Genomic DNA, 25,495 nt, shown 5'->3' with positions numbered 1-25,495 from the left:
AATGACCTGGCAACTCATGGCAAACTGCCGCTTTTGCGTTTCTAAGGAAGGGACATGGCGTTAATCGAATGTTTTGAGTGCAAGCAACGCATCAGTTCAACAGCGCCTGCCTGCATTCATTGCGGTGCGCCAGCAGGAAGGGCGCAAGCGACCACTTCGACGGCAGAGCCTGCGTCGGCAGGGCTTTCTTTCGGGCGGTTACCGTGCAATGAAAGCGTGCCCAGGGTGACTCCGGCCGCGTTCGGGCGTAAACGCAAAACCGATGTCGAGACTCAGGTTACTGCGCCGACGCTCAATGGTCCGCGTCCGGTAGAACTCTGGCTGAAACTGATGATTTTCTTTCTGCCGCCGTTCTTTGTCTGGTTCCTGCTGCGTCGTGGGCATTCAGTGGGACAGCGCTTGCTCGGTTTTGGCTGGCTGGCCTTGATGATCCTTTTGTCCAAGGCCTGATCCGGTCAGCCCTCGACCCGATTCTGCGGCGTGCCGGCCGCCCAGGCTGCAATGTTCTGCAACGTCGTCGCGGCAATCGCGCCCAGGGCTTCACGGGTCAGGAAGGCCTGGTGCGCGGTGACGATCACGTTCGGGAAAGTCAGCAGGCGCGCCAGCACATCGTCCTGCAGTGGCAGATCGGAACGGTCCTCGAAGAACAGCTGCGCCTCTTCTTCATACACATCCAGTCCCAGATAACCGAGTTGGCCGTCCTTCAGCGCGTCGATCAGCGCCGGCGTGTCCACCAGTCCGCCGCGACCGGTGTTGATCAGCATGGCGCCGGCTTGCATGTGCGCCAGTGACTCGCGGTTGATCAGGTGTTTGCTGTGCTCATTGAGCGGACAATGCAGGCTGATGATCTGCGATTCGGCCAGCAGCTCGGGCAAACTCAGATAACGTGCGCCGAGGGCTTCGACCTGCGGATTGGGGTAAGGGTCGTAGGCCAGTAGCTGACAGCCGAAACCGTTCATGATTTTCGCGAAGGTCGCGCCGATTTGCCCGGTGCCGACCACACCGACCGTTTTGCCTACCAGGTCGAAACCCGTCAGCCCGTGGAGGCTGAAGTCGCCTTCGCGGGTGCGGTTGTAGGCGCGGTGCAGATGTCGATTGAGCGCCAGAATCAGCGCCACTGCGTGCTCGGCGACCGCGTGGGGCGAGTAGGCCGGAACCCGCACGATCGATAAACCCAGCCGCTTCGCCACCGCCAGGTCGACATGGTTATAACCGGCAGAACGCAGGGCAATCAGACGGGTGCCGCCCGCCGCCAGGCGTTCGAGTACCGTGGCGCTGAGGTCGTCATTGATGAAGGCGCAGACCACTTCGTGATGGTCCGCCAGCGCTACTGTGTCGAGGCTTAGTCGAGCCGATTGAAAGTGCAGCTCGATGCCGTCGGGGAGGTCGGCGCCGAGAAAACTCTCGCGGTCGTAGGTCTGGCTGCTGAAAAGAATCGTGCGCATGCGGTCCTCCTGGAAAATTCACGCTGTGTGCCTGCGGCCGGAAACTTCAATCTCGCCCCGGTCCCTTGTAGGAGCTGGCTTGCCAGCGATGGCGGCCTCAAGGGCAACGTAGAACTCGACGGCCCCATCGCTGGCAAGCCAGCTCCTACAGGGATTGCGGTGAGACTAGCGCTGATGGTGATCAGTGCAATTGCGTTGCATCAAGCATTTATACGGGCATGCGCGGCCAGGCGATTGATAGCCCGGTCGAGGTCTTCCAAGGCCCGGGGAGCCTTCGGGTCCTGTTGCTTGAGCAGGGTTTCGCTGCGTTGGCAGGCCGCGCGCAGCTGCGGCACGCCGCAATAACGGGTGGCGCCGTGCAGGCGATGCACGCGTTCGATCAATGCGTTGTGATCGTTGGTTTCGCGGGCGAAACGGATGGCTTCGCGGTCGGCCTCCAGCGATGCCAGCAACATCGCCAGCATGTCTGCCGCCAAATCCGCCTTGCCCGCCGCCAGCCGCAGCCCTTCTTCGTGATCCAGCACCTGCAACTCGTGGCTGCCGCCATGACTGTCGCTGGAACGCTCGGGCCCCTGATTACGCAGTGCCAGGCCGGTCCACTTCAACACCACCTGCGCCAATTGCCGCTCGCTGATCGGTTTGGTCAGGTAATCGTCCATGCCACTTTGCAGCAGCGCGCGTTTTTCGTTGGCCATCGCGTGAGCGGTCAGGGCCACGATCGGCAGCGGCGTGCAATGCCGTTCGCTTTCCCACTGGCGAATGGTTTCGGTGGTCTGGCGTCCGTCCATGCCGGGCATCTGCACGTCCATCAACACCAGATCGAAGGTCTCGGTCTGCACCGCTTTGACCGCGGCGTAACCGCTTTCCACCGCAAGCACCTTGGCGCCGAGGTCTTCGAGCAGGGTTTGCACCAGCAACAGATTGGCCGGGTTGTCGTCGACGCAGAGCACCTTCGGCGCACGGCTGGCCACCGGCTCGCCAGGGTCGCTGCGCAGTTGACGCGGATTGACCAGATCGGACAAGGCTCGGCGCAGCTTGCGCGTGCAGGCCGGTTTTGCCTGGAGCTGGCTGTGCGGGTTCGGCACCGAGAGGTGGAACAGCGTCTGTTCGGTGGTCGGGCACAGCACCAGCACTTTGCAGCCGAGGTGTTCCAGGTCCCAGATGTGCTGGTTGAGGCGCTCCGGCGGCATGTCGTTGCTGGTGATACCGAGCACGGCGAGGTCGATTGCCTGATCGGTCTGGTGCGCGCCGGTCACGCCATTGGTCAGGCTTTCCAGGGTATTGAACGGTGTGACTTCCAGGCCACAGTCTTCCAGTTGGTGCTGCAACGCCTGACGGGCCAGTTCGTGGTTTTCCAGCACCGCGACCCGGCGTCCGAGCAACGGCGGGCCGGGCAAGTCTTCGGCATCGTCGCGGGTTTTCGGCAGGCTCAGGCTGATCCAGAATTCCGAACCTTCGCCCGGTGTACTGTCGACGCCGATCTCGCCGCCCATCTGTTCGATCAGGCGCTTGGAAATCACCAACCCCAGGCCGGTGCCGCCCGGTTGCCGGGACAGCGAGTTGTCGGCCTGGCTGAAGGCCTGGAACAGTGCGCGCACGTCCTCGTTCGACAGGCCGATGCCGGTGTCCTGAATGCTGATGCGCAATTGCACGCTGTCTTCATGCTCATCTTCGAGCATGGCGCGGGCGACGATAGTGCCCTCGCGGGTGAACTTGATCGCGTTGCTCACCAGGTTGGTGAGGATCTGCTTCAGTCGCAAGGGATCGCCGACCAGCGACAGCGGCGTATCGCGATAGACCAGGCTTACCAGTTCCAGTTGTTTGGCGTGGGCGGCGGGGGCGAGGATGGTCAGGGTGTCCTGCAGCAAGTCGCGCAGGTTGAACGGAATATGGTCGAGGACCAGTTTGCCGGCCTCGATTTTCGAGAAGTCGAGGATCTCGTTGATGATCCCCAGCAGGCTGTCGGCGGATTTTTCGATGGTGCCCAGATAGTCGAGCTGACGCGGGGTCAGCTCGCTTTTTTGCAACAGATGGGTGAAACCGAGAATGCCGTTGAGCGGCGTGCGGATTTCATGGCTCATGTTGGCCAGGAACTCGGATTTGATCCGGCTCGCTTCCAGGGCTTCTTTACGCGCCAGGTCCAGCTCGATGTTCTGGATTTCGATGGTTTCCAGGTTCTGGCGCACGTCTTCGGTGGCCTGATCGATGCTGTGCTGCAATTCTTCCTGGGCGTTTTGCAGGGTGCCGGCCATGCGGTTGATGCCGGACGCCAGTTCATCCAGCTCCTGACTGCCGAGCGGTGGCAGTCGGGTTTCCAGATGACCCTCCTTGAGCTGCGCCACCGCTTGCTTGATCTGGCTCAGCGGCCGATTGATCGTACGGCCCATGCGCAACGCCAGCAGCGCCGCACCGGCAAGGCCCGCACCAATCAACAGCAGGCTGGCGAACAGGCTGCGATAACCGCGCAGCAACATCCCGTTGTGAGACAGTTCGAGTTCGACCCAGCCCAACAGCCGGTCAGCTTCATCCGGTATCAGGTCGCCGGCGAGGTTGCGGTGCTTGCCGAACACCGGCAGCAGATAACGCGTCGCATCGTTGCCGCTGCGGCGCAGCATCTGCGAACCATTGCCCTGCGGCGCCGGATTGAGCATGGTCGGCCCGGCATGCGCCAGTGACGCGCGGTCCGGGGCGAGGAACGTCACCGCGCGCACGTCGGGCGTTTCCAGCGATTGGGTGGCGATGCGTTCCAGCAGTTCAGTGTCCCTGTGGCTCATGGCCGGCGCGACAAGGGGCGCGAGCTGTTCGGCGATCATTTCGCCACGCTGCATGAGTTGGGTTTGCAGGTCGGATTGCTGCATCCAGGTGAAATAGCCGCCCAGAACCAAGGCCATCAAGCTGGTCGGAAGCAAGGTCAGCAACAGCACGCGGCCTTTTATTCCCAGTTTCTTGAGCACGCATCTCTCCTGCATCCAGCCATTTAAGAACCTGCGCGTACATCCGGTACACGCCACTTGCGCAGTGTATCGATTTGCTTGCGGGCAATCCTCGTAAAATTGATGTCGTCATTCGTCGGGCAGTCCAGCGCTTTTGCGTGGTTGGCAAACCTTGGGTTGCTCCTGGCGAGGCAATCTTGAATAATCTCCAACTGAGAATTATTTGCAGATACTCATGACTCCCATCTCTGTTGGCCATCCCCGCATCCTTTCCATCGAAGACGACCTGGTGCTCGGCGCTTACGTGCATGAGCAACTGGGCCGCAATGGGTTCCAGGTGACCTGGTGCCAAAACGGCCAGGAGGGCCTGGCGATTGCCCGTGAGCAAGCCTTCGATGTGGTGCTGATGGATATTCTGCTGCCGGGCATGAACGGGCTGAATGTGCTGACCCAATTGCGCCAGAGCCATTCCACCCCGGTGGTGCTGATGTCGGCGCTGGGTGCCGAAGCCGATCGCATCAGCGGTTTTCGCCTCGGCGCCGATGATTATCTGCCCAAGCCCTTCAGCATGGCTGAGTTGCGCGTGCGTATCGAAGCGATCCTGCGGCGCGTGGCACTGGATCGTCGCCCCGCACCCGCACCCGCACCCGCGCCGGTTGCCCTGGCGGCGGACAGTCTGCGTTTCGACGATGAATGCGCCGAGGTGTTCTATGGTGAACACTCCGCCGGCCTGACCCGCAGCGAGTACCGGTTGCTGGAGACGCTCCACCGCAACGGCGATGAGGTGCTGAGCAAAGCCTTCCTTTATCAGCACGTGCTGCAACGGGGCTACGCAGCTCACGACCGCAGCCTCGACATGCACATCAGTCAGATCCGTCGCAAGCTCAAGGCCATCGGCTACACCGAGCGGGAAGTGCGCACGGTGTGGGGCAAAGGCTATGTCTTGAGTGCTGACCATGAAGTGGTCTGACCTGCCGGGCAGGCATTCGCTGTTCTGGAAACTTGCTTGCCTGCTGGTGGCGTTCTGTTTGCTGATGATCTGGCTGAGCTGGTCCTGGGGCCGTTACATGGAGGAGCGCAACCAGTTCCTGTCGGACGAGGCCCGAGGCACTCTGACGGGGTATGCCGCCGAAGCCGAACAGGCGTGGCAGCAGGGGCAAAGTGCAGGCGTCGATGCCTGGCTGCAACAGATGCGACAACGCGAAGCTGGCTGGGTGGGCGTGATTGGCGGGGATCTACAGTCGTTGAGCAGCTATGCGCTGACGGACCCGGAAATCCAGCACCTGACTTTTCTGCGTGGCCTGGACTGGCCCATTCACAAAAAACGCCTGCCGTGGCTGCGCGTGCCGTTTCCCGGCGATTCATCTGTCGGTAGCCTGGTCATTGAAATGCCCCAGCGGTTCATGCCCGGGCGCTACCGGGTGTTCTGGCGCGTGATCACCAACGGCGTGATTCCCGGACTGTTCACTTTGCTGTTGTGTGTCGGGCTGTATCGATTGCTGGTTGTGCCCCTCAATCAACTGCGCGAGCAGGCCAACGCGTGGCGCGCCGACCAGTTGGGCGTGCGCCTGTCGAGCCGCACGACCAATCGTAGCGATGAACTGGGTGAGCTGGGCCGCGCGTTCGATCACATGTCCGAGCGCCTGCAAAGCACGGTGGCCCTGCAACAACAGCTGCTGCGCGACCTGTCCCACGAATTGCGCACACCCTTGAGCCGTTTACGCGTGGCGAGCGAGGGCGAGCAAAGCCTGACGCAACTACGCGAACGCATTGGCCGCGAAGTCGATGGCATGCAGCGGTTGGTCGAAGACACGCTGCAACTGGCCTGGCTCGACACCGAACGGACGCCCTTGCCCGACGAAGCGATCCAGATTCAGGCACTGTGGGAAATGCTCACGGAAAACGCTTGCTATGAAAGTTGCTGTCCCTCCGACCAACTGCAGTGCGTGGTGGAGTCATCCTGCTGGGTGCGCGGCAATCTCAACACCTTGGCGCAGGCGTTGGAAAACATCCTGCGCAATGCCATTCGCCATTCACCGAAGGGCGGGGTTGTGCGTCTGGACGGAAGGCGTGATGGCGACTTCTGGCACCTGTGGCTTGAGGACGAAGGGGGCGGGGTGGCGCAAGAGGAACTGGAACGGATCTTCTCGCCGTTCACGCGGCTTGATGGTTCGCGGCCCGGAAATGGCGGATTCGGGTTGGGGTTGAGCATTGCGCGCAATGCGGTGCAGCGGCAGGGCGGGCGGCTTTGGGCGGAGAACAGCGGGGCCGGGTTGCGGCTGAATATGCGGCTATTGGCCGATGATGGTGTTGTCAGTGAAGACGCCTTCGCGGGCAAGCCCACTCCCACAGTGGATGCGTGTCGGCCACAGTTTGTTTGAACAATCCCCGGACCCTGTGGGAGCGGGCTTGCCCGCGAAGAGGCCCTTCGGGTCACCCTCACGAAAAAGTTTCACCGCGGGTGAGGCAATTATCCTGGGCCCACAACCGTCGGATCTTTAAGACCTGCCAAACTGAGTGAGAGTCGCACCGCCGGTGCGACAATTCCCTAATCGCACAACCTGATCATTTCACCCAGAGCAAACCTCGATCAAAGGCGCACATTTCGAACTTGAACTCATAATCACCCAATCTCCAATAGTGTCAGCACTGCCGACACTATTGTGTGCAGTACACGAATAGGCATAAAGTTCTCGTTGCATTAATTCTTGAGTTCATATTGTTGAATGGCAAGCGCAATTTTTTTGCGCACATTAGCGTTGTGTTAACTATGAATTGGAAAAGAGTACTGCTTTTATGTTCTGAAGAGGCTTAAAGTTATTTGTTTTAAAGAAAAATGAGATTTGTCTAAGTAAAAACGATCATGTTTCATTCGAAAATATTAATGGGCTTTATAAACAGAAGTGCGTCCTGGATGCGTGGTTGGTGATCATTAATGACGATATATTGGGTGAAGATTAACAGCGGTGAATGATGAGCTATTATTATATGATAGTGATGAGTGTCTCAGTCAATAGCATCAAGATTTCACTGTGGTTTAATGCGCGCATCATCGCAGATGATTTGAAGAATAGCTGCAGTTCTTGCACATCACTTAAAGCGGTACTAAGTGGGTTTGCAGTTTTTGAATTATAATTGTTGCGCAAATTACTATGGCCGGAGTAATGAATGACCAGATATAGGAGCCGGAGAGGGTGCGGCCGAATCTAATTTTAGGTTCATCACGGAATCCCGGGAAAGACAGAAACAAGAACGCCGATTTGTTTGATGATGTTCGTGCGAGCAAACACATCTAACAAACCGGCGTTCTTATGCGCGATATTGATACTTTCCTTCCTTTTTGGGAGGACTTTTCTGTCGTCACGATCAAGCCTGATGGTGACGCCCTCCAGATCGATTTGACACCCCACGCCACCCGATTCCCTTCCTGTGGCAGGTGTCAAAAGCCCTGTTCAACCACTCATGAGTATTGCGAGCGAACTTTTCGTGATTTACCCATCCTCGGTCGTGCGGTGCGTCTGAGTGTGTTGCTCAGACGTGTGGGCTGCCGTGATTGCGGCAAACGTATGGAGGCCGTCAGTTGGCTGGATCGCTATGCGCGCATGACGCGCCGCTTGGCCGATGCAGTTGTTCAGGCCTGTGAGCGCCTTCCCACCTTGCACGTGACCCAGATGTTTGGGCTGCATTGGGACACCGTTCGGTTGCTGGAGCGTCGAGCCTTGCAGACGGTGTTGAGCGAGTTGCCGAAGGCGCAACCACGGCGTCTGGTGATGGATGAATTTGCGCTGTTCAAAGGGCATCGTTACGCCAGTGTTGTGCTGGATGCCGATACGCGACGAGTGCTATGGATCGGCGAAGGCCGCAGCCGGGCGGCAGTTCGGCCCTTTTTCGAAGAGCTGGGGCCAAAGGGGTGTGCTCGAATTGAGGCAGTGGCAATGGACATGAACACTGCGTTTGACTTGGAGGTTCGTCAGCACTGCCCGAAAGCGCGAGTGGTCTACGACCTGTTCCAAGTGGTGGCCAAATATGGCCGCGAGGTGATTGATCGGGTCCGCGTCGATGAAGCTAACCGGCTGCGTCACGACAAGCCGGCTCGCAAGGTCATCAAGCAAGCGCGATGGCTGTTGCTGCGCAATCCGCAGAACTTGAAAACGCCAGAGCAACAGGTCCGCTTGGAGGATCTGCTGGCGGCCAACCAAGCGTTGATGACGGTCTATTTGATGAAGGCTGAACTCAAAACACTCTGGACACCGACCATGGCCTGGGGCTGACGATCGGCCTGGAAGCAATGGCTGCGGCATGCTCATGAAAGCGAAATACCGGCTCTGATCCAGTTCGCCAAACGGCTAAAAGGCTACTGGCGGGGCATCGTGAGCCGGGTTCGCTGGCCGATGCACACAGGTCAGTTGGAAGGAATAAACAACCGAATAAAGGTCATCAAACGGATGGCGTACGGTTACCGGGATAGCGAATTCTTCTTCATGAAGATCAAGAGCGTCTTTCCCGGTAATCCGTGATGAACCAAATTTTAAGGAGTTTCAAAACCCCTTTCAATGTGACTGTCATTGTTGCAGCCAAGAGTGTTGATAAAATTATTGTTAAGGTCATGGGTATTGTATAGTTCGCGATTTTTGTGGGATTATTTTGAGGTGGGGGTTCATGTTTTTTTGTCAGAGGCTATTAATTCATTTATAGTCGCTGGTGCCGATTTTTAATGAGTTAAAGTGGCGTTAATTCCTGTATGTTTTATTTTTTTCGATCACACCTTAGGGCTACTGATGAGCAGTTTCCCTGCTTTGTTTAAGACTTTGCATGTTGAGTTTGGGTGGTTAAAATATAGGCATAATTTTTGCGCACATTAGCGCTGTGCCAATGATGAATGGGACAAAAAAAACTGCTTTGATATTTTGTGGAAGCTCAAGATTAGTAGTTTGTTTTAAAAAAAATAGAACGAGTTTGGTGAAAATCAAAACGATCATGCTCCACCCAAAAATATTAAAAGACTCTATCAATGGAAGTGCTCCTAAGTGTGCAATAGTAGGGTGTGAACGACGACAGCATTTCGGGTAAAGGTTGATAGCAAAGAAACGAAAGTCTATGTTTATATCGAAGTTGTGAAATCTCAGTCAGTATCGACCAAGATTTCGATCAGAAGTAAATTAGGCGGCTTCACTGCCGCCGCCAAACGCTCGACCAATAAGCCCGCCTCCGAATCCAGCATAAAAGCCAGCCAAGCCCGCTCCAGCGGCTTGTGCGGTGGTAGTCGGCGTGAAGAATCCAGCTATGCCACCGGCTACTACGGCAGTTGCGGCTCCTGAAATTGTAGGCGCCGATCCTGCGCCGGCTTGTGCTCCGATATATCCGATGCCGCCGACAACCGCTCCAACCGCCGCTCCAGGAGGTCCAACAGCACCGCTTACAGCTTCAGCTTCGGCCAACGTTAAATCGCGCATTAGTTAGTATCCATAGTGTTAATATTTAATTTCCAGATTGTTTTAGTGTGACACATCTATAAGTAGTGCATGTCGTATTTCCTCTGTAATGTTTTTTTGTTAGAATCTCTTTAGTCGAGTATCTAACTTGGACATCGAAGCATAAGGCTTTTTACCTTTTTGAGCAGGATCAATGTTCTTCCGTACCCAAAATATATGGTTAATATTTTCATTCTGAAAAAATACTTTTAGCTTGTGAATAGCTTCTTTCACCCCTCCACGAGGAAAACAAAAATCAATGATCCAAGTTCGCCCACCTTCATTCCACTCAGAAGGATGGAGAATAAAATTTTGATCCTTCAGCAGGCGTTGCTCCGTATCGAGTGCTAGATGTGCCCAAGTGACATAACCAATAGGTTTGGCTGTACTATCAAACAAGAACATAATTTGTCTATGTTCAATCGCTGGTGATATCCAAAAATCCAATGTTAGAATCCGAAAGTCTGAATAGGGCCGGCACATAAATATGATCATGTTGGCATAGCCGAGCAATATAGCCTTATCCTTGATAGTGATATTATGGCATTCTGTAAAAAGATCAAATTTTTGTTTCATTGATATTGTTCCAGTCGTTACGGTAAAAACTCAGTGCTATAGTGATGTTTGGTCGCTGTTCACTGAGTTCAAGAAGAGACTCGATCGACAGCGAGCGGCTATCAGCCTCTTGCAACGTAAACATTCCTGACGCAGGATCAAACCAGATCGATAGCGTTCGACTTAACCAGAATGGAACACTTCGCCCTTGCTCATTACCTAGATTTAGTGTTGCGGCAAGCGTAGCCTCGTCTGACAGCGCTTTATACGCTACCATTTCATCCCCCGATGTATTGATTCTGATGCGTTCAATTTCTATTTTTAGATCGTGCAGCACACTATGGCTACGATTAAGTCGTGTTAGGTTTATTAACACGCAGCGATTAAAATTTTGCAGGTTTACATTTTGTTCGTTGGCAATTTTTGAGGCTAGGATAAATAGTTGTCTGTAACTTGATAGCAATTTATTGATCACCGTGGCATCCGCTTTGAGCCAGGATAAATTGGTCGCTGAAGCATTGACTCTGCTTAATAGTAATTCACTGAACAGCCGAGCAGTCCAGCGTTCATAACCGTTCCATCCTCCCTCCGAGGTAATTTGATTGACCGTAAAATCATTGAGCGCCAGAACTTTACCCAGATTACGGGAAAATTTTGAAAGCTCCGGGCTACCCATTGTCAGCCGTAGTATCCATAGAGGGAAACCCGCCTGCGCTACCTGATATAGACTCAACTGCTCGTTGTAGATTTTCGCAAAGTGCTTGGTTGTTTTATCCAGGATATGAACAGAGTCTTCGGCAGAAATTACAGAATATTTGCCCAAGTAATAACATAAGCTCTGCAGGCTTTGTACTGCGGGGAAATGTTCAAGGTTGAATCTGTCAATATCAACTTGATCAATTCCAATAAGTTTAGTGAATAAACGGGTGCCGCTCAAGTCTAGCCACGCCCCATCAAGTGAGAGATTCGATGCGCTCACGTTGTAATGAATAATATGTTTCGCCTTGGCCGCGGCAAACTGTTCTGCAAATCGCGCAGCCAGCTCAAATAATCCGAGTCTCAATCGATCGCTCATATTGCTCGTTGTTGTCGCAACACCTGTACCAGGTAGAAAATCAATCAACTTCACTATTACAGCTTTAACTCGCAGAGCATCCTCGCTTAGCCTGTCGAACTGTTGTTCTTTGAAGTAGATAGCTCTAATAAAGTGAGCCGGGCGCACGACGGGCTGGCGAACCAATAGTCCACGGGGAGTTGAAATCCCCCGCTCTTCAAACGAGCGTCCAGAGTCCAAGACTGCAACGGTCCGAATGGCACCGAAGGGAAGTGCCGCATTTATAATTTCGGACCAGATAGATTCATATATAGCCGTGTCTAAAGATAGATTGCCATCGCCATGATCTGCATCGACATCTTTGCCAACCAATTGATTGGGTCCGAGCCCTTTAAGTTGCCATACACCATCGAAGCCGCAGCGTCCTCCGCCGCCATTACTGAGTATGCCGTCGCCACCATAGCGCTCGGCCATGAATGTTTTGACTGAAGATTGGCCAAGGGGGGGCGTTGAGTCAGAACTCACGGCATAGCTGTAGGCTTCGAGAATAGCTTCCGAAGATTTTCCATCGGCCAGTGTTTTGTTTAAGTAAACAACCCGGCATCCTTCAAGCTTGATGGTTTCAAAGTTTAAAAAAAGTTCCTGTAAATCAGACAGCTGCATTCCTTCTTTCATAGTTGGTCACTTCTATTCCGAACCCGATCAACGACTAGGCCTTTACCTTGCCGGCAAATTTCACCTGTCCTCATAAGCAGTAGCCATCGAGTAGCCATCGGGAAATACCTTCACATGCAAAAGAAAACATAATGGTGACTTCAGGCAAATACGTTATCTCTAAATACTGACCAAGTCGACCCTACATCTGTAGGGGTGGTCGCGGGCTTAGCATCGTGCGAAAGTTTGATATGTGAGTCTTTGCGGTGTAATTAGGGGGGGCAGTTTGCGGCTAATTTATACTTAGTTCGTTCATCTAATAATAGGCGCGTTACATCACGCTATTTGCCTGTACTTTTAGAGTTATTCTCCGCGCACGGACGCTCAGATGGAGCGGTGATGAGCTAAAGTTTTGGGGCAGGCGCGCCATTCCGACGGAGAATTGATGCAGAAATGTTGTGGTTGATTCAAATGTACAAGTTATGAATTTGCCTCCCGGAGCTCTGTTTGCCGCTAATGTCTTCAAAGGGTATGTAAGTTGGCATTCATGCCGGGGAAACGTAGTGTCTAGGTAACGATCTGGGCACGGTCTAGTGAAGGAAAGATATGTGACACCAAAGACACCGCTGTTTCGACTTGAAGCGCTGGCCTCGCGGCAGGGTAACTGGCTCGGTGAAATCGTGCTGGTCAGGCCTGTTTCATTCACCGTACTGACGCTGATTGCAGTGTTGTTTGCCGCGTTGGTAGTCACGTTTTTCATCTGCGGGAGCTATACCAAGCGCAGTACGGTGCCGGGTCAGTTGGTTCCATCCTCGGGGCAGCTGAAAATTTACTCGCCACAATACGGTGTGGTGCTCGAGCGTTTTGTTGATGAAGGGCAGTCAGTCAAACAGGGGGAACAACTGTTTCTCCTTTCCAGTGAGCGTTTTGCGGGGAATTTGGGACCGATACAGGCAGAAGTCAGCGATCAGCTTGCGCAACGACATCGATCCCTGGGTGAAGAGTTGACGAAACAAAAGCAGCTTCAGGCTGAAGAGCGCCAAAGCCTGAAAAGCAAGCTCGAAAGTTTACGACAAGAGTTGGTGACATTGGCGAAGCAAGCGGCCAGCCAGGAGAAGCTTGTACAGCTGGCAACCAATGCCGCCGGTCGTTATCAGGGATTGATGGATAAAGGCTACATCTCCATGGATCAGCTTCAGCAACGTCAGGCTGAACTCTTGAGCCAGCGCCAGACTCTTCAGGGCCTGGCTCGTGAAACTACGGCGCTGACACAGCAATTGGTCGAGCGCCGACACGAGTTTTCGGGGCTCTCGGCATTGCACGAGAATCAGCTCGCCAGCATCCAGCGGTCATTGTCCAGTGTCCAGCAGGAGCTTATCGAAAGCGAAGCCAAGCGCACGCTGATCATTACGGCCCCCCAAGAAGGCGTAGCAACCGCCATTCTTGTTGAGGCGGGCCAGACCGTTGATAGCTCACGATCATTGATGAGCATCGTGCCCGCAAATTCCCGCCTACAAGTAGAGCTGTACGCACCGAGTAAAGCGATCGGCTTCGTTCGTAAAGGCGACCCAGTAATGGTTCGTTACCAGGCTTATCCATACCAGAAATTCGGCCAACATCGCGGCAATGTGTTGTCTCTCTCCAAAGCCACTATGTCTGCCGCTGAGCTTGCGAGCATGACCGGAAGTGTGCCGGGGCTGGGGCTGAGTGGCGAACAGATCTATCGCATTCGTGTTGATATCGAAGCGCAGTCCGTATTGGCTTACGGCAAACCAAGACCGTTACAAACCGGCATGCTGGTTGATGCAGACATTCTGCATGAGACTCGCCGCCTCTATGAGTGGGTACTTGAGCCTCTCTACAGCTTGACTGGAAAGCTCTAGGAGCGGATGCATGAACTATCTCGACGCAATCAGTTTGCGCCTGGGCCGGCGGCTGCCCCTGATCCTACAGACCGAAGCGACAGAGTGCGGCTTAGCCTGTCTTGCGATGGTTGCGGGCTACCATGGTCGTCATGCAACACTGATGGAATTGCGACGCCAGTTCAGCGTGTCGCTAAAGGGAGTTACGCTCAAACAGCTGATACAGACAGCTGATCAGATGAAGCTCGGCACCAGGGCGGTGAGGCTTGAACTGGAGGACTTGAGCAAGCTCAATCTGCCTTGTGTATTGCATTGGAACTTAAACCATTTCGTCGTGCTCAAGGTCGTAGACGGTCAGCGTCTTACTTTGCATGACCCGGCTCATGGCATCCGCCAGTTGAGCCTGACCGAGGCTAGCAAGTCGTTCACCGGTGTTGCCCTTGAGGTATGGCCAAGCAGCGACTTTGAAAAGCAGGAAGCCAAGCCCCAAGTCAAATTGATGAGCATGCTGGGACGGGTAAGCGGTCTTTATCGCGCCTTGGCGCAGATTCTGTTACTGGCTCTGGTGCTGGAAGTATTCTCGCTGATTAGTCCTTTTTTGCTGCAGTGGATCATCGACAACGTACTAGTCACTCAAGACCGTGACCTGCTGACTACGTTGATCATCGGCTTTGGTCTGTTACTGCTGATGCAACAACTAGTCAGCGCTATACGAGCCTGGGTGATGATGCACACGAACACCCTGTTGAGCGTGCAATGGCAGGCAAACGTATTCAGCCACCTGCTCCGCCTACCGATCCAATACTTTGAAAAGCGCCATTTGGGCGATATCGTCTCGCGCTTCGGTGCTATTGGCGCGATACAAGGAACACTGACAGCGGCCTTCTTTTCTACGATTCTGGATGGGCTGATAACCATCGCGACGCTCGTCCTCATGATTATCTACAGTCCGTTGCTGGCAGCCATTGCGGTGACTGCCATGTCCTTGTACACAATGGTTCGCTGGGCTTGGTACCAACCCTTACGCCGAGCGAGCGAAGAGCAGATCACTCACGCTGCTCGACAGGAAAGCCACTTTCTGGAAACGGTGCGCGGCATGCGCACAATAAAACTGTTCCAACGCCAGAGTGAACGACGCTCCACCTGGCTTGGATTGCTCGTGGAGCAGATCAATGCGGGTTTGCGAACCCAAAAACTGCAACTGATCTACACCCAGCTCAATGGCTTGATTTTCGGACTGGAAAATCTACTGGCACTCGGGCTGGGCGCATCCATGGTGATGAACAATCAATTCAGCGTCGGCGTGCTAATGGCTTTTATCGCTTACAAATCCCAGTTTGTAAGTCGCGTGGCCAGTTTGGTCGATCATCTGTTCGAACTGCACATGCTGCGTTTGCAAGGCGAACGCCTCGCCGACATTGTCATGCAACCACCAGAAGACAACCGCGGAAGTTTGAGTTCCGTGACCTGTATCCCGTGCCCGGTTGATATTGATATCAAAGGTTTGAAGTACCGATATTCCGATCAAGAACCGTTCGTGCTGGATGACATAGATCTACACATTGCTCAGGGTGAGTCGGTGGCCATCACTGGAGCTTCGGGCTGCGGAAAGAGCACGCTGATCAGTCTGTTGCTGGGAATCTTCCAGCCCACCCAAGGCCACATAAAAATTGCCGGTAACGAACTGCACCACTTGGGTACGGAGGCCCTCCGCAGCATGATCGGCACGGTGATGCAGGATGATTGTCTGTTTGCCGGCTCACTTGCAGACAACATAGCATTCTTCGAATCCAAGCCAGACCTGGAGTGGGCGATGGAATGCGCACGCAGGGCATCAATTCATACCGACATAGTGGCTATGCCGATGGGCTACAACACCCTGGTTGGTGACATGGGGACGGTGTTGTCCGGCGGGCAGAAGCAGCGTGTGTTGCTTGCCAGAGCGCTCTACAGGAAACCCTGCATTCTGATTCTTGACGAGGCAACAAGTCATTTGGACGTAAAGTGCGAGCAGCAGGTAAATGACGGAATACGAACACTTGAGATTACTCGCATCATTGTCGCTCATCGCTTGGAGACGATCGCCTCAGCAGATCGAGTGGTGATACTGGAAGGTGGCCGGATTGTCTTGGACCAGCCCACCACAGTATCGATGTTTCATTCGACTGGTGTTGTCGCACTGTGATGAATATAACTTTGGCAAACAACCTACTGGCTTGTCTTTGCGTCTGGACACCGTGTGCCGTGGCTTTGGAAATGGATGTATTTAAGACCGATCGGGATTTCTCTCGCACTGCGATCAGGGACGATGATAGCTTGACTTGGTCGTGCAAAGTGGGAGGGGTGCCTGCAGTTTTGACGCTGGAAGAAATGATAGAGCGTGTACTTTGTCACGATCCGCAGTTACGTCATTCCTGGGCTAATGCCAAGGTCCAAGCTGCCTTAGTCGGCGTGAAGCAATCGGCTTATCTCCCAAGGCTCAACGGTAGTTCTGGTGTCAACGGTGGTCGTAACGACACCTCGTATGAACAGCGTGGGGAATACTCTCGTCGCGGTCATCAGCGTCAGCTCGAAAATCGCTTGAGCCTGAGCTGGGTGTTGTTTGATTTCGGGCGCCGCGAAGCGGCGCTGCGAAATGCTCGGCAACTGCTAATTGCAGCAAACGCCAATCAGGACAGGCAGTTGCAGGAAGCCTTTGTGCTGGCAGCGCAACTTTACTACGACACTCTCGCTGCGCAAGGTAGCCAGACTGCCGCAAACAGGGTCGCCGCATTGGCGGCCGAAAACCTCAACGCCGCAAGCGCCAAGTATGCAGCGGGAGCCGCAGCGCTCTCTGACCGTCTGCAGGCGCAAACAGCATACTCGCAGGCGAGCCTGAACAAAGTTCGCAGCACTGGTGCCTTGCGAAACGCCAAAGGCCTTATCGCATTGCGTATGGGATTGCCGCCGCAAACATCTTTAGAGTTGGCAGGGAGCCTAAGTCGGCGTCCGGACACCCTGTTTATCAAAAGCGTTGACGAGTTGCTGGAACAAGCCCGGCAGGATCATCCATCGCTTATTGCCGCCAAGGCCAAGCTGGATGCGGCGAAGGCTGCCATTGACGAAAGCCGAGCTGTCGGGCGTCCCACCCTATCGTTTATCGCAAACATCTCCGATGTACGGACCAACCAATCAATGGACTACAACGGCGATAGTCGAACGCGTGATAACAGCGTTGGTCTGCAACTGAATATTCCGCTGTTTGAAGGTTTCGAGCGGGTCTATCAGCTACGAGGGGCTCAGGCACAGTTCGAGGCAAGTGAAGCGGAACTTTCGGATGTGGAGCAGCGTATCTCGTTGGAGTTGTGGGCCAACTATCAAACGCTGACTATTGAAACGCGCTCACTGGAAAGAACCACTGATTGGGTGGATCAGTCCAATCAGGCTCTACAAGTTGTGCAAGGCCGCTATAGCTCTGGTGCTGGAAATATGACCGAACTTCTTAACGCATTGAGTGCATATGCGGCAGCGGAACAACAACATATAAATACATTGAAAAACTGGCAGTTGGCTCGACTAAAACTGGCGGCGAGCCTAGGGCGCTTGGGGTTTTGGGCGTTATAGTCGAGTGCCTCTGAGCACGAATAGGTAGAACTTATTAGCAATAAGCACGTAAATAAAACTCAGGACGCTATCGAGAGGCACTAATGGATCACAATACGACAAACAAGGAGGCTACGAACTTCAGTGAAAAGCCCTTCCTGCGAAATACACTCTCCGTACTTTCGTTGTACTGGAAAGGCGAGGAGAAAATTTTTGCTTGGTGTGCGCTTACTGCGCTCGTTGTACTCTCGCTGCTGGCCGTCGCGACTGCCCTGGCTATCAACGAATGGTACAAACATTTCTACAATGCCATTCAAGATCTCGACGCCCATAAGTTTTACAACTTGGTGGCAGCGTTCCTCGCTATCATTTCGTTTTCAGTGGGGCGGTCAGTGCTGATCACCTATTTGGTGGATATATTTGCACTAAGATGGCGACGCTGGTTGACCAACTACTATCTTTCTGCATGGATCGTCAAGTCGATCCGGCCCGATCAGGTTGAGCAGTGTGTCGACAACCCGGATCAACGTATCGCCGAGGACATCAACAAGTTCACCTTTGAAACCATTGACCTCGCCTGCGGCCTTATTTATACCTTGGCCAGCATCGTATCCTTCAGTGCAGTGCTGATCAGCATTTCGGGCGATGCGATGTTCTGGGGGATTACTGTTCCGGCTTATATGTTCTGGGCTGCGATCCTTTACGCCTTGCTGGGTACGTATATCAGCCAGAGAATCGGTTTCAAGCTGGTTCTCCTTAGTAATAACCAGCAGCGATCGGAGGCCGATCTCCGGTATTTTCTTATACGCTTTCGTGACGGTTCAAAGGTGCCCTCAACCGACACCGGGCGTCATTTCGAGAAAGAAAGTATCAGCGAAAAGCTAGAGGTCAGCTTAGCCAATATGCGCCGCACCATTCGAGTAAAAATGCGTCTGTCGTTGTTTACCGAGAGTTATAGCCAACTCTCCCTAGTGTTTAGCAGCCTGTTGGCCGTTCCTCGATTTTTCTCCGGCAGCATCATGTTCGGTGATGTCATGCAGATAAATTCGGCATTTGGCAACTTGTGCGAAAATCTGAGTTGGTTTATCAATGCCTACCACCGTCTTGCTGACTGGAAAGCCACAACCGATAGACTAATTTCATTTGATGGTGCGTTGACACTACTTGCTGAAGCCGATGATCTCGCTACTGGATTTCAAACCACTGTTGCGGAGTAGTCTAACTCTTATCGCTATTACCAAGTGATCAGGAACTATGGAGGTTTTGAAATAACCACCGCTATTGATGCCCCCGCTGTTTGTCTGAGGCTCAAAAAGCCAAGTCCGTCTCTGAATAGAGGTGTTGGTCTCTTTGGTACAGGGTGGTAGCTGCAGTGAAGCGAAACTCGTGGGCAAGGCGTCGATGCAGCGACATTATTCCTCTGCGTTGATTTCTTCGGCTCTCAGCTATTAATGCCGGAACGAATGGGTCCAGAAATTCACTGATATCGATGAACTTAAGGATCTAACTTGGTGGAACCAGCCCTCTGGCAAATATAGTATTTGTCCAGCCTCCAATTCGAATATTAAAAAATGCACTTGCTGTGAGTTTGGAAAGGAGTTGTAGTCAGGGTTTTCTGGATCAAAATCACAACCATCTAACCCGCCAGCAGCTGTGGTTGACCATGCGCCAAGCGCGGCTCTATTGTGAGGGGCGGCAAGTATAAAACGTTTAGAGCCGCGCACTTGTACGAATAAGTTATCTACATCGTCCCGGTGTAAAGGTGTTAGCGTGTTTTTTGGTCCGATCCAAATTCTGGGAGCGACGTACTGGTTTTTCTCAAAATACAAAGGGTGCTTTATAAGTTCTAAGAGTTTCTCGGGTAGTATGTTGTTCCCTAGATATGCAGGCAGATCTGATCGTGTGTGAGTGCTTTCGGGTGTGTCGATAGATTGTACGAAATCTACCATTGAGACAGTTTGGAATTTTCTTTTGTTTGAAAAGGCTTGATCTGCATAGTCTCCTTTACGTGCAATCCCTTGGAGTCCTTCAAAATATTTTAAGGTGTCTTGTTTGCTAATATTGAGTAATGGCCAATCAGTAATCGAGTTGCAAATTATCAATGGTATGCCTGAGTTTACATAGTGGGATCTAAAATGTTCAATAGAAAAATCATCATGGGTGCGCCGTTCTATTTCTAAAATAGGTTTTGCGTTGGCTGAAATTATTTCACTAAAGCGCTTGCGTGCGGAATGGCGTTTGTTAGTGGTTGTTGTTTCTATATTATGGGTGGTGGTTAGTTTGCGTTGTATTAGCTGAGGTAGAATCGTTGCCAAGCCGATGTCACCATTGATTGTGAGATCGCCAGTTGCATACAGTTCCTCTATGTCTGCGCTTCCGCTTAGTGCATTAAAAAGGTCGTTCTCAGAAATCGTGATAGTGACGTCCGGTTTTGGATGGAGACCCCAATTCACGCAACTGTCTAAATCTGTATCAATCCACATGTGCCTATCTGTGCAGTTGAACTGATATATGCCGCTCAATCCTTCATTTTTTGAGTGGTGGAATAGTGCTGCAAGAGATTTTTGAAGGCTCATGGGTAATACCCTGTTTTGTTTCTATTGGGTGTAAGTTCCGTTTCATTGTGGTTGGCAACGGAGTCGGACTTTTTATCGCTTTCTGCTGCTGTAATGTTTTTGAGTGTTGCTGCGAAAAGTTCAGATCTGCAACCTACATTGTTCTTTCTTAAAATCGACGATACGTAGTCACGCACTGTGAAATCGCTTATACCAAACGTAATTGCGATTTGTTTGTTGCTCTTTCCATTCAATAGCAGCCTTAGGATCTCCAGTTCTCTATTCGTCATATTTTAGATCTCCGTTTTTTATTTTCTGCTTGGCTGGCATGCGAATAATCAAGCCCACGGTTTGAATCGCGAGTTTTAAGTTGCTTAAGAGCACGCTGCGATAATTTGTATTTAAAGAATATAGATAAATAGTTTTATTTTGTACTTCTTCGAAGTCGCTGCAACTTGCAGGAATCGTCCTACAAGTGAGAAGGTTTCTCGCTCGGAGGATGTTTTTTTATCATCGTGGGGTCAAAGGACTACGGAGAGTGCCCTTAGGCATGTACGAAAATTCACAAGAGCCAGCCACGCTCCGCCCCTTATTCCCATAAGCCATAAGCACCGCACTTTGCGTGATATGGCCTTCCAACGTTTGCCGGTATGATAGGCGCCCCCGCAGTCTGGATTGCGAATACGCCATGACCTTGCAGTACCCAACCATCGCCGATTGCGTCGGCAACACTCCGCTGGTCCGTTTGCAGCGCCTGCCCGGCGCCACCAGCAACACCCTTTTGCTCAAGCTCGAAGGGAACAACCCGGCGGGTTCGGTCAAGGACCGTCCGGCGCTGTCGATGATCACCCGCGCCGAGTTGCGTGGGCAGATCCACGCCGGCGATACGCTGATTGAGGCGACCTCGGGCAACACCGGGATCGCCCTGGCCATGGCCGCCGCGATCAAGGGTTACAAAATGATCCTGATCATGCCGGACAATTCCAGCGCCGAGCGCAAAGCCGCGATGACGGCCTATGGCGCCGAGCTGATTCTGGTGACTCAGGAAGAAGGCATGGAAGGCGCCCGCGACCTCGCTCAGCGAATGGAAGCCGAAGGCCGTGGCAAGGTGCTGGACCAGTTCGCCAACGGTGACAACCCAGAAGCGCACTACACCACCACCGGCCCGGAAATCTGGCGTCAGACCGAGGGCACCATCACCCATTTCGTCAGTTCGATGGGCACCACCGGCACCATCATGGGCGTGTCGCGCTACTTGAAGGAGCAGAGCGACACCGTGCAGATCGTTGGCCTGCAACCGATGGAAGGCTCGGCGATTCCGGGCATCCGTCGCTGGCCGCAGGAATACCTGCCGAAGATTTACCAGGCCGATCGCGTCGACCGCATCGTCGACATGGCGCAAAGCGAGGCTGAGGACGTGACCCGTCGTCTGGCCCGCGAAGAAGGCATATTCTGCGGCGTCTCCTCCGGCGGTGCCGTGGCAGCGATGCTGCGCCTGTCCAAAGAAGTTGAAAACGCGGTGATCGTCGCGATCATCTGCGACCGTGGCGACCGTTACTTGTCGACCGGCATTTTCGACGCGCCCAACTGATGGCCAAGCACGAGAGAGGCCTGCGCTTCCAGCCCACCGGCGGCAGCAAGGCCCCGCAAATTCCGACCGGTAAAAAGCAGCGCTTGAGCATCGAGCGTCTGGCCAATGACGGTCGTGGTATCGCGTTTTTCGAAGGTCGCACCTGGTTCGTCATCGGCGCATTGGCCGGTGAAGAAGTTGAGGCGCGCGTGTTGGGTGCCCACGGCAAAGTGGTCGAGGCGCGCACCGAACGGGTGTTCCAGGCCAGCGAACTGCGTCGCCCGGCGCCGTGTCCGCATGCCGGTCGCTGTGGTGGCTGCAGTGTTCAGCATCTGCCGCATACCGAACAACTCGCCCTGAAACAGCGCATGCTCGCCGAGCAACTGTCCAAGGTCGCCGGTGTCGAACCCGAAGAATGGGCCGCGCCGTTGAGCGGTGCAGAGTTCGCTTACCGCCGTCGCGCCCGTGTAGCGGTGCGCTGGGACATGAAAGCGAAAAATCTCGAGGTCGGTTTCCGCGCCGCGGGCAGTCAGGACATCGTTGCGATCAACGAATGCACGGTGCTGGTACAGCCTTTGCAGCCAATCATGACCCGCTTGCCGGAAATGTTGCGGCGCTTGAGCAAACCTCAAGCACTGGGGCATGTGGAACTGTTCAGTGGTTCGTCGTTGGCGGTTTTGCTGCGGCACATGGCGCCGTTGTCCGAGTCCGACCTGACGATCCTGAAAGATTTTTGCGCATTCCATGAAGCTCAATTGTGGCTGCATGGCGAGGACGGACCGCAACCGGTCGAGGCCGATCAGTCGTTGGGTTATCACCTTGAACAGTGGGATTTGAACCTGGCATACCGGCCGGGAGATTTCATTCAGGTCAACGCGGCGGTCAACGAATCGATGGTCGCCCAGGCGCTGGACTGGTTGAAGCCGAACGCGGATGAACGCGTTCTCGATCTATTCTGTGGTTTGGGTAACTTTGCCTTGCCGCTGGCCAAAGCCGTTCGCGAAGTGGTGGCGGTCGAAGGTGTGCAGGCGATGGTCGAGCGGGCAGCCGCGAACGCCGCTAGCAACAATCTGCATAACGTGAAGTTTTTTCAGGCCGATTTATCCCAGCCTTTGACCGATGCCGAATGGGCGCGTGAAGGCTTTTGTGCGGTACTCTTGGACCCACCGCGTGACGGTGCTTTCGAGGTGGTGCGCAAGCTCAAGTCGATGGGTGCCGAACGGTTGGTGTACGTGTCGTGCAATCCGGCAACGCTGGCGCGCGACACGGTGGAATTGATCAAGCAGGGCTACCGGTTAAAACGTGCCGGGATTCTCGATATGTTTCCTCAGACGGCACATGTCGAAGCCATGGCGTTATTTGAAGCGAGCTAGGAAGGCTCGTCTGGTCCGACTGGCCCGCCCGTGCAGCCGCGTACCAGCCCGATGTGGGCTCATGGGCAGCGAAGGTCAGCGATTTGACGCATTGAATCTGCGTCGTAGGGAAGGTAAGCAAGATGGTACAGGTGAGAGCACACCAGCCGATCAACACCGACGGCAGTATCAATCTCGAGGCTTGGCTCGATCATGCGGTCAGTGTCGATCTGGCACTGGATCGCGAAGCCTTGAAGGACGCGTGCGAGTTCGCTCGCACCTCCGAACAACAAGCCAATGCGGCGAAAAACCTGTGGTCCGAAGGGACCTCGAGTTTCCGCACCGGCCTTGAGATCGCCGAGATTCTCGCCGACCTCAAACTCGATCAGGATTCGTTGGTTGCGGCGGTTCTGTACCGCGGCGTGCGCGAAGGCCAGATCGAACTGCCGGCCGTGAGCCAGCGCTTCGGTCCGGTGGTCGCCAAACTCATCGACGGTGTGTTGCGCATGGCCGCGATCAGCGCCAGCCTGAGCCCCCGTCAATCGTTGGTGCTGGGCACGCAGGGCCAGGTGGAAAACCTGCGCAAAATGCTCGTGGCCATGGTCGATGACGTGCGTGTTGCACTGATCAAACTGGCCGAGCGCACCTGCGCGATCCGTGCGGTGAAAACCGCCGACGACGAGAAGCGCAACCGTGTGGCCCGGGAAGTTTTCGACATCTACGCGCCGCTCGCCCACCGCCTCGGTATCGGTCATATCAAATGGGAACTGGAGGACTTGTCCTTCCGCTACCTTGAGCCTGATCAGTACAAGCAGATCGCCAAACTGCTGCACGAGCGGCGTCTGGATCGCGAGCGCTTCATCGCCGACGTGATGAGCCAACTGAAGAACGAATTGCAGGCCACCGGCGTCGATGCCGACATCAGCGGCCGGGCCAAACACATCTATTCGATCTGGCGCAAAATGCAGCGCAAGGGTCTGGAGTTCAGCCAGATCTACGACGTGCGCGCCGTTCGCGTGCTGGTGCCGGAAATGCGCGACTGCTACACCGCGCTCGGCATCGTCCACACCTTGTGGCGGCACATCCCGAAAGAATTCGACGACTACATCGCCAACCCCAAAGAGAACGGCTACCGCTCGCTGCACACCGCGGTGATCGGCCCTGAGGGCAAGGTGCTGGAAGTGCAGATCCGCACCCACGCCATGCACGAAGAAGCCGAGCTGGGCGTTTGCGCGCACTGGCGCTACAAGGGCACCGACGTCAAATCCGGCTCCAACCATTACGAAGAGAAAATCTCCTGGCTGCGTCAGGTCCTCGAATGGCACGAAGAGTTGGGTGACATTGGCGGCCTGGCCGAACAGCTGCGGGTCGATATCGAGCCGGACCGGGTCTACATCTTCACCCCGGACGGTCACGCCATCGACTTGCCGAAAGGCGCTACGCCGCTGGACTTCGCCTACCGCGTGCACACCGAAATTGGTCACAACTGCCGTGGCGCGAAGATCAACGGGCGCATCGTACCGCTCAACTACAGCCTGCAAACCGGTGAGCAAGTCGAGATCATCACCAGCAAACACGGCACCCCGAGCCGCGACTGGCTGAACCCGAACCTGGGTTACATCACCACCTCGCGGGCGCGGGCGAAGATCGTCCACTGGTTCAAATTGCAGGCGCGCGATCAGAACGTCGCGGCGGGTAAAACCCTGCTCGAACGCGAACTCAGTCGCCTTGGCTTGCCAGCGGTGGATTTCGACAAGCTGGCCGACAAGGCCAACATGAAAACCGCCGAAGACATGTATGCCGCGTTGGGCGCCGGCGATTTGCGTCTGGCGCAGCTGGTGAACCTGGCGCAGCAACTGGTCGAGCCGGAACGCGGCAACGAGCAACTGGAACTGATTCCGCGCAAGGCCACCGGCTACAAACCGGGCAAGCGCGGCGATATTCAGATCCAGGGCGTCGGCAACCTGATGACGCAAATGGCCGGCTGCTGCCAGCCGTTACCGGGCGATGCCATCGTCGGTTACATCACCCAGGGGCGCGGTGTGAGCATTCACCGCCAGGATTGTGCCTCGGTGTTGCAACTGGGCGGGCGCGAGCCGGAGCGGATCATCCAGGTCAGCTGGGGCCCGGTGCCGGTGCTCACCTATCCGGTGGACATCATCATCCGCGCCTACGACCGTTCCGGTTTGCTGCGTGACGTCTCGCAAGTGCTGCTCAACGAGCGGATCAACGTGCTGGCGGTCAACACCCGCTCGAACAAGGAGGACAACACTGCGTTGATGTCCCTGACCATCGAGATTCCGGGACTGGATGCGCTTGGGCGGTTGCTGGGGCGGATTTCCCAGTTGCCGAACATCATCGAAACCCGGCGTAACCGTACCCCTTGAAGATGCCCCCGTGTGGGAGCTGGCCTGCCAGCGAAGCAGGCACCTCGGTCTTTCAGTAGAGTCGAGGTAATGCCA

16 protein-coding genes and 1 pseudogene are annotated in these 25,495 nt (G+C 54.5%); 11 read left to right on the top strand and 6 right to left on the bottom strand.

The window, feature by feature from the left end; translation table 11 throughout:
• Positions 1–54 precede the first annotated feature (54 nt).
• A complete protein-coding gene (locus ACI77H_RS15470) occupies positions 55–450 on the top strand; it encodes a hypothetical protein (protein WP_407012645.1) in 396 nt (131 codons plus the stop codon).
• A gap of 5 nt (positions 451–455) precedes the next feature.
• Here ACI77H_RS15470 and ACI77H_RS15465 read toward each other — a convergent pair whose 3' ends face one another.
• Together ACI77H_RS15465 and ACI77H_RS15460 are read right to left on the bottom strand one after the other, a co-directional pair.
• On the bottom strand, positions 456–1,445 hold the full coding sequence (locus ACI77H_RS15465; RefSeq protein WP_407012644.1) for a 2-hydroxyacid dehydrogenase: 990 nt from the start codon (positions 1,443–1,445) through the stop codon (positions 456–458).
• Between the two features lie 200 nt (positions 1,446–1,645).
• Positions 1,646–4,399, bottom strand: a complete 2,754-nt coding sequence (locus ACI77H_RS15460; protein ID WP_407012643.1) for a response regulator — start codon at positions 4,397–4,399, stop codon at positions 1,646–1,648.
• Between the two features lie 214 nt (positions 4,400–4,613).
• Here ACI77H_RS15460 and ACI77H_RS15455 point away from each other — a divergent pair, with 214 nt between their 5' ends.
• From ACI77H_RS15455 to ACI77H_RS15445, 3 genes and pseudogenes are all read left to right on the top strand, one after another.
• Positions 4,614–5,348, top strand: coding sequence for a response regulator transcription factor (locus tag ACI77H_RS15455; protein WP_407012642.1), 735 nt, complete (start codon positions 4,614–4,616; stop codon positions 5,346–5,348).
• Positions 5,335–6,759 (top strand): histidine kinase sensor domain-containing protein, encoded by a 1,425-nt coding sequence (locus ACI77H_RS15450; RefSeq protein ID WP_407012641.1) that lies wholly within the window; start codon positions 5,335–5,337, stop codon positions 6,757–6,759. The genes ACI77H_RS15455 and ACI77H_RS15450 overlap by 14 nt, the downstream gene beginning before the upstream one ends.
• A 930-nt stretch (positions 6,760–7,689) precedes the next feature.
• Positions 7,690–8,895: pseudogene (locus ACI77H_RS15445) on the top strand (ISL3 family transposase).
• A gap of 1,035 nt (positions 8,896–9,930) precedes the next feature.
• Here ACI77H_RS15445 and ACI77H_RS15440 read toward each other — a convergent pair.
• Entirely contained in the window at positions 9,931–10,425 is a 495-nt protein-coding gene (locus tag ACI77H_RS15440) for a toxin-activating lysine-acyltransferase (protein WP_407012640.1), read from the bottom strand.
• Positions 10,409–12,133 carry a hypothetical protein gene (locus tag ACI77H_RS15435; RefSeq protein ID WP_407012639.1) on the bottom strand — a complete coding sequence of 575 codons (1,725 nt, stop codon included), beginning with the start codon at positions 12,131–12,133 and terminating at the stop codon, positions 10,409–10,411. The genes ACI77H_RS15440 and ACI77H_RS15435 overlap by 17 nt, the downstream gene beginning before the upstream one ends.
• A 605-nt stretch (positions 12,134–12,738) precedes the next feature.
• On the opposite strand from ACI77H_RS15435, the gene ACI77H_RS15430 reads away from it, so the two are divergent.
• From ACI77H_RS15430 to ACI77H_RS15415, 4 genes are all read left to right on the top strand, one after another.
• Complete coding sequence (locus tag ACI77H_RS15430) at positions 12,739–13,995, top strand: HlyD family secretion protein (protein ID WP_407012719.1); 1,257 nt, start codon at positions 12,739–12,741, stop codon at positions 13,993–13,995.
• 10 nt (positions 13,996–14,005) lie between these two features.
• A complete protein-coding gene (locus ACI77H_RS15425) occupies positions 14,006–16,159 on the top strand; it encodes a peptidase domain-containing ABC transporter (protein ID WP_407012638.1) in 2,154 nt (717 codons plus the stop codon).
• Positions 16,159–17,577: a TolC family protein gene (locus tag ACI77H_RS15420; protein ID WP_407012637.1), complete on the top strand. Its 1,419-nt coding sequence runs from the start codon at positions 16,159–16,161 to the stop codon at positions 17,575–17,577. Before ACI77H_RS15425 ends, ACI77H_RS15420 begins: the two co-directional genes overlap by 1 nt.
• Positions 17,578–17,660: 83 nt before the next feature.
• The gene (locus ACI77H_RS15415) at positions 17,661–18,773 is read left to right on the top strand and encodes an SbmA/BacA-like family transporter (RefSeq protein ID WP_407012636.1); all 1,113 of its coding nucleotides are present in this window, start codon (positions 17,661–17,663) and stop codon (positions 18,771–18,773) included.
• Positions 18,774–19,004: 231 nt separating this feature from the next.
• On the opposite strand, the gene ACI77H_RS15410 is transcribed toward ACI77H_RS15415, so the two are convergent.
• Together ACI77H_RS15410 and ACI77H_RS15405 are read right to left on the bottom strand one after the other, a co-directional pair.
• Positions 19,005–20,132 (bottom strand): cupin-like domain-containing protein, encoded by a 1,128-nt coding sequence (locus ACI77H_RS15410; RefSeq protein ID WP_407012634.1) that lies wholly within the window; start codon positions 20,130–20,132, stop codon positions 19,005–19,007.
• Positions 20,129–20,401, bottom strand: coding sequence for a helix-turn-helix transcriptional regulator (locus tag ACI77H_RS15405; RefSeq protein ID WP_407012633.1), 273 nt, complete (start codon positions 20,399–20,401; stop codon positions 20,129–20,131). Before ACI77H_RS15405 ends, ACI77H_RS15410 begins: the two co-directional genes overlap by 4 nt.
• Before the next feature lie 398 nt (positions 20,402–20,799).
• Here ACI77H_RS15405 and cysM point away from each other — a divergent pair, with 398 nt between their 5' ends.
• The 3 genes from cysM to relA all read left to right on the top strand — a co-directional run bounded on the left by cysM (position 20,800) and on the right by relA (position 25,420).
• Complete coding sequence (gene cysM / locus ACI77H_RS15400; RefSeq protein WP_407012632.1) at positions 20,800–21,702, top strand: cysteine synthase CysM; 903 nt, start codon at positions 20,800–20,802, stop codon at positions 21,700–21,702.
• Positions 21,702–23,054, top strand: coding sequence for a 23S rRNA (uracil(1939)-C(5))-methyltransferase RlmD (rlmD, locus tag ACI77H_RS15395; protein ID WP_407012631.1), 1,353 nt, complete (start codon positions 21,702–21,704; stop codon positions 23,052–23,054). The genes cysM and rlmD overlap by 1 nt, the downstream gene beginning before the upstream one ends.
• Before the next feature lie 122 nt (positions 23,055–23,176).
• On the top strand, positions 23,177–25,420 hold the full coding sequence (gene relA / locus ACI77H_RS15390; protein ID WP_407012630.1) for a GTP diphosphokinase: 2,244 nt from the start codon (positions 23,177–23,179) through the stop codon (positions 25,418–25,420).
• The last annotated feature ends 75 nt before the right edge of the window (positions 25,421–25,495 follow it).

The sequence above is a fragment of the Pseudomonas sp. O230 genome, assembly GCF_045447035.1.
Taxonomy (GTDB): domain Bacteria; phylum Pseudomonadota; class Gammaproteobacteria; order Pseudomonadales; family Pseudomonadaceae; genus Aquipseudomonas.
The sequence above is the reverse complement of the archived record's forward strand: the minus strand, read 5'-3'. Positions and strand labels throughout refer to the sequence as shown.

Bases quoted from the DNA above. Each gene is read 5' to 3' on its own strand.
- ACI77H_RS15410 (WP_407012634.1), bottom strand. From the start codon at position 20,132: ATGAGCCTTCAAAAATCTCTTGCAGCACTATTCCACCACTCAAAAAAT.
- ACI77H_RS15435 (WP_407012639.1), bottom strand. From the start codon at position 12,133: ATGAAAGAAGGAATGCAGCTGTCTGATTTACAGGAACTTTTTTTAAAC.
- ACI77H_RS15405 (WP_407012633.1), bottom strand. From the start codon at position 20,401: ATGACGAATAGAGAACTGGAGATCCTAAGGCTGCTATTGAATGGAAAG.
- ACI77H_RS15440 (WP_407012640.1), bottom strand. From the start codon at position 10,425: ATGAAACAAAAATTTGATCTTTTTACAGAATGCCATAATATCACTATC.
- ACI77H_RS15415 (WP_407012636.1), top strand. From the start codon at position 17,661: ATGGATCACAATACGACAAACAAGGAGGCTACGAACTTCAGTGAAAAG.
- rlmD (WP_407012631.1), top strand. From the start codon at position 21,702: ATGGCCAAGCACGAGAGAGGCCTGCGCTTCCAGCCCACCGGCGGCAGC.
- ACI77H_RS15425 (WP_407012638.1), top strand. From the start codon at position 14,006: ATGAACTATCTCGACGCAATCAGTTTGCGCCTGGGCCGGCGGCTGCCC.
- cysM (WP_407012632.1), top strand. From the start codon at position 20,800: ATGACCTTGCAGTACCCAACCATCGCCGATTGCGTCGGCAACACTCCG.
- ACI77H_RS15450 (WP_407012641.1), top strand. From the start codon at position 5,335: ATGAAGTGGTCTGACCTGCCGGGCAGGCATTCGCTGTTCTGGAAACTT.
- ACI77H_RS15465 (WP_407012644.1), bottom strand. From the start codon at position 1,445: ATGCGCACGATTCTTTTCAGCAGCCAGACCTACGACCGCGAGAGTTTT.
- ACI77H_RS15470 (WP_407012645.1), top strand. From the start codon at position 55: ATGGCGTTAATCGAATGTTTTGAGTGCAAGCAACGCATCAGTTCAACA.
- relA (WP_407012630.1), top strand. From the start codon at position 23,177: ATGGTACAGGTGAGAGCACACCAGCCGATCAACACCGACGGCAGTATC.
- ACI77H_RS15420 (WP_407012637.1), top strand. From the start codon at position 16,159: ATGAATATAACTTTGGCAAACAACCTACTGGCTTGTCTTTGCGTCTGG.
- ACI77H_RS15455 (WP_407012642.1), top strand. From the start codon at position 4,614: ATGACTCCCATCTCTGTTGGCCATCCCCGCATCCTTTCCATCGAAGAC.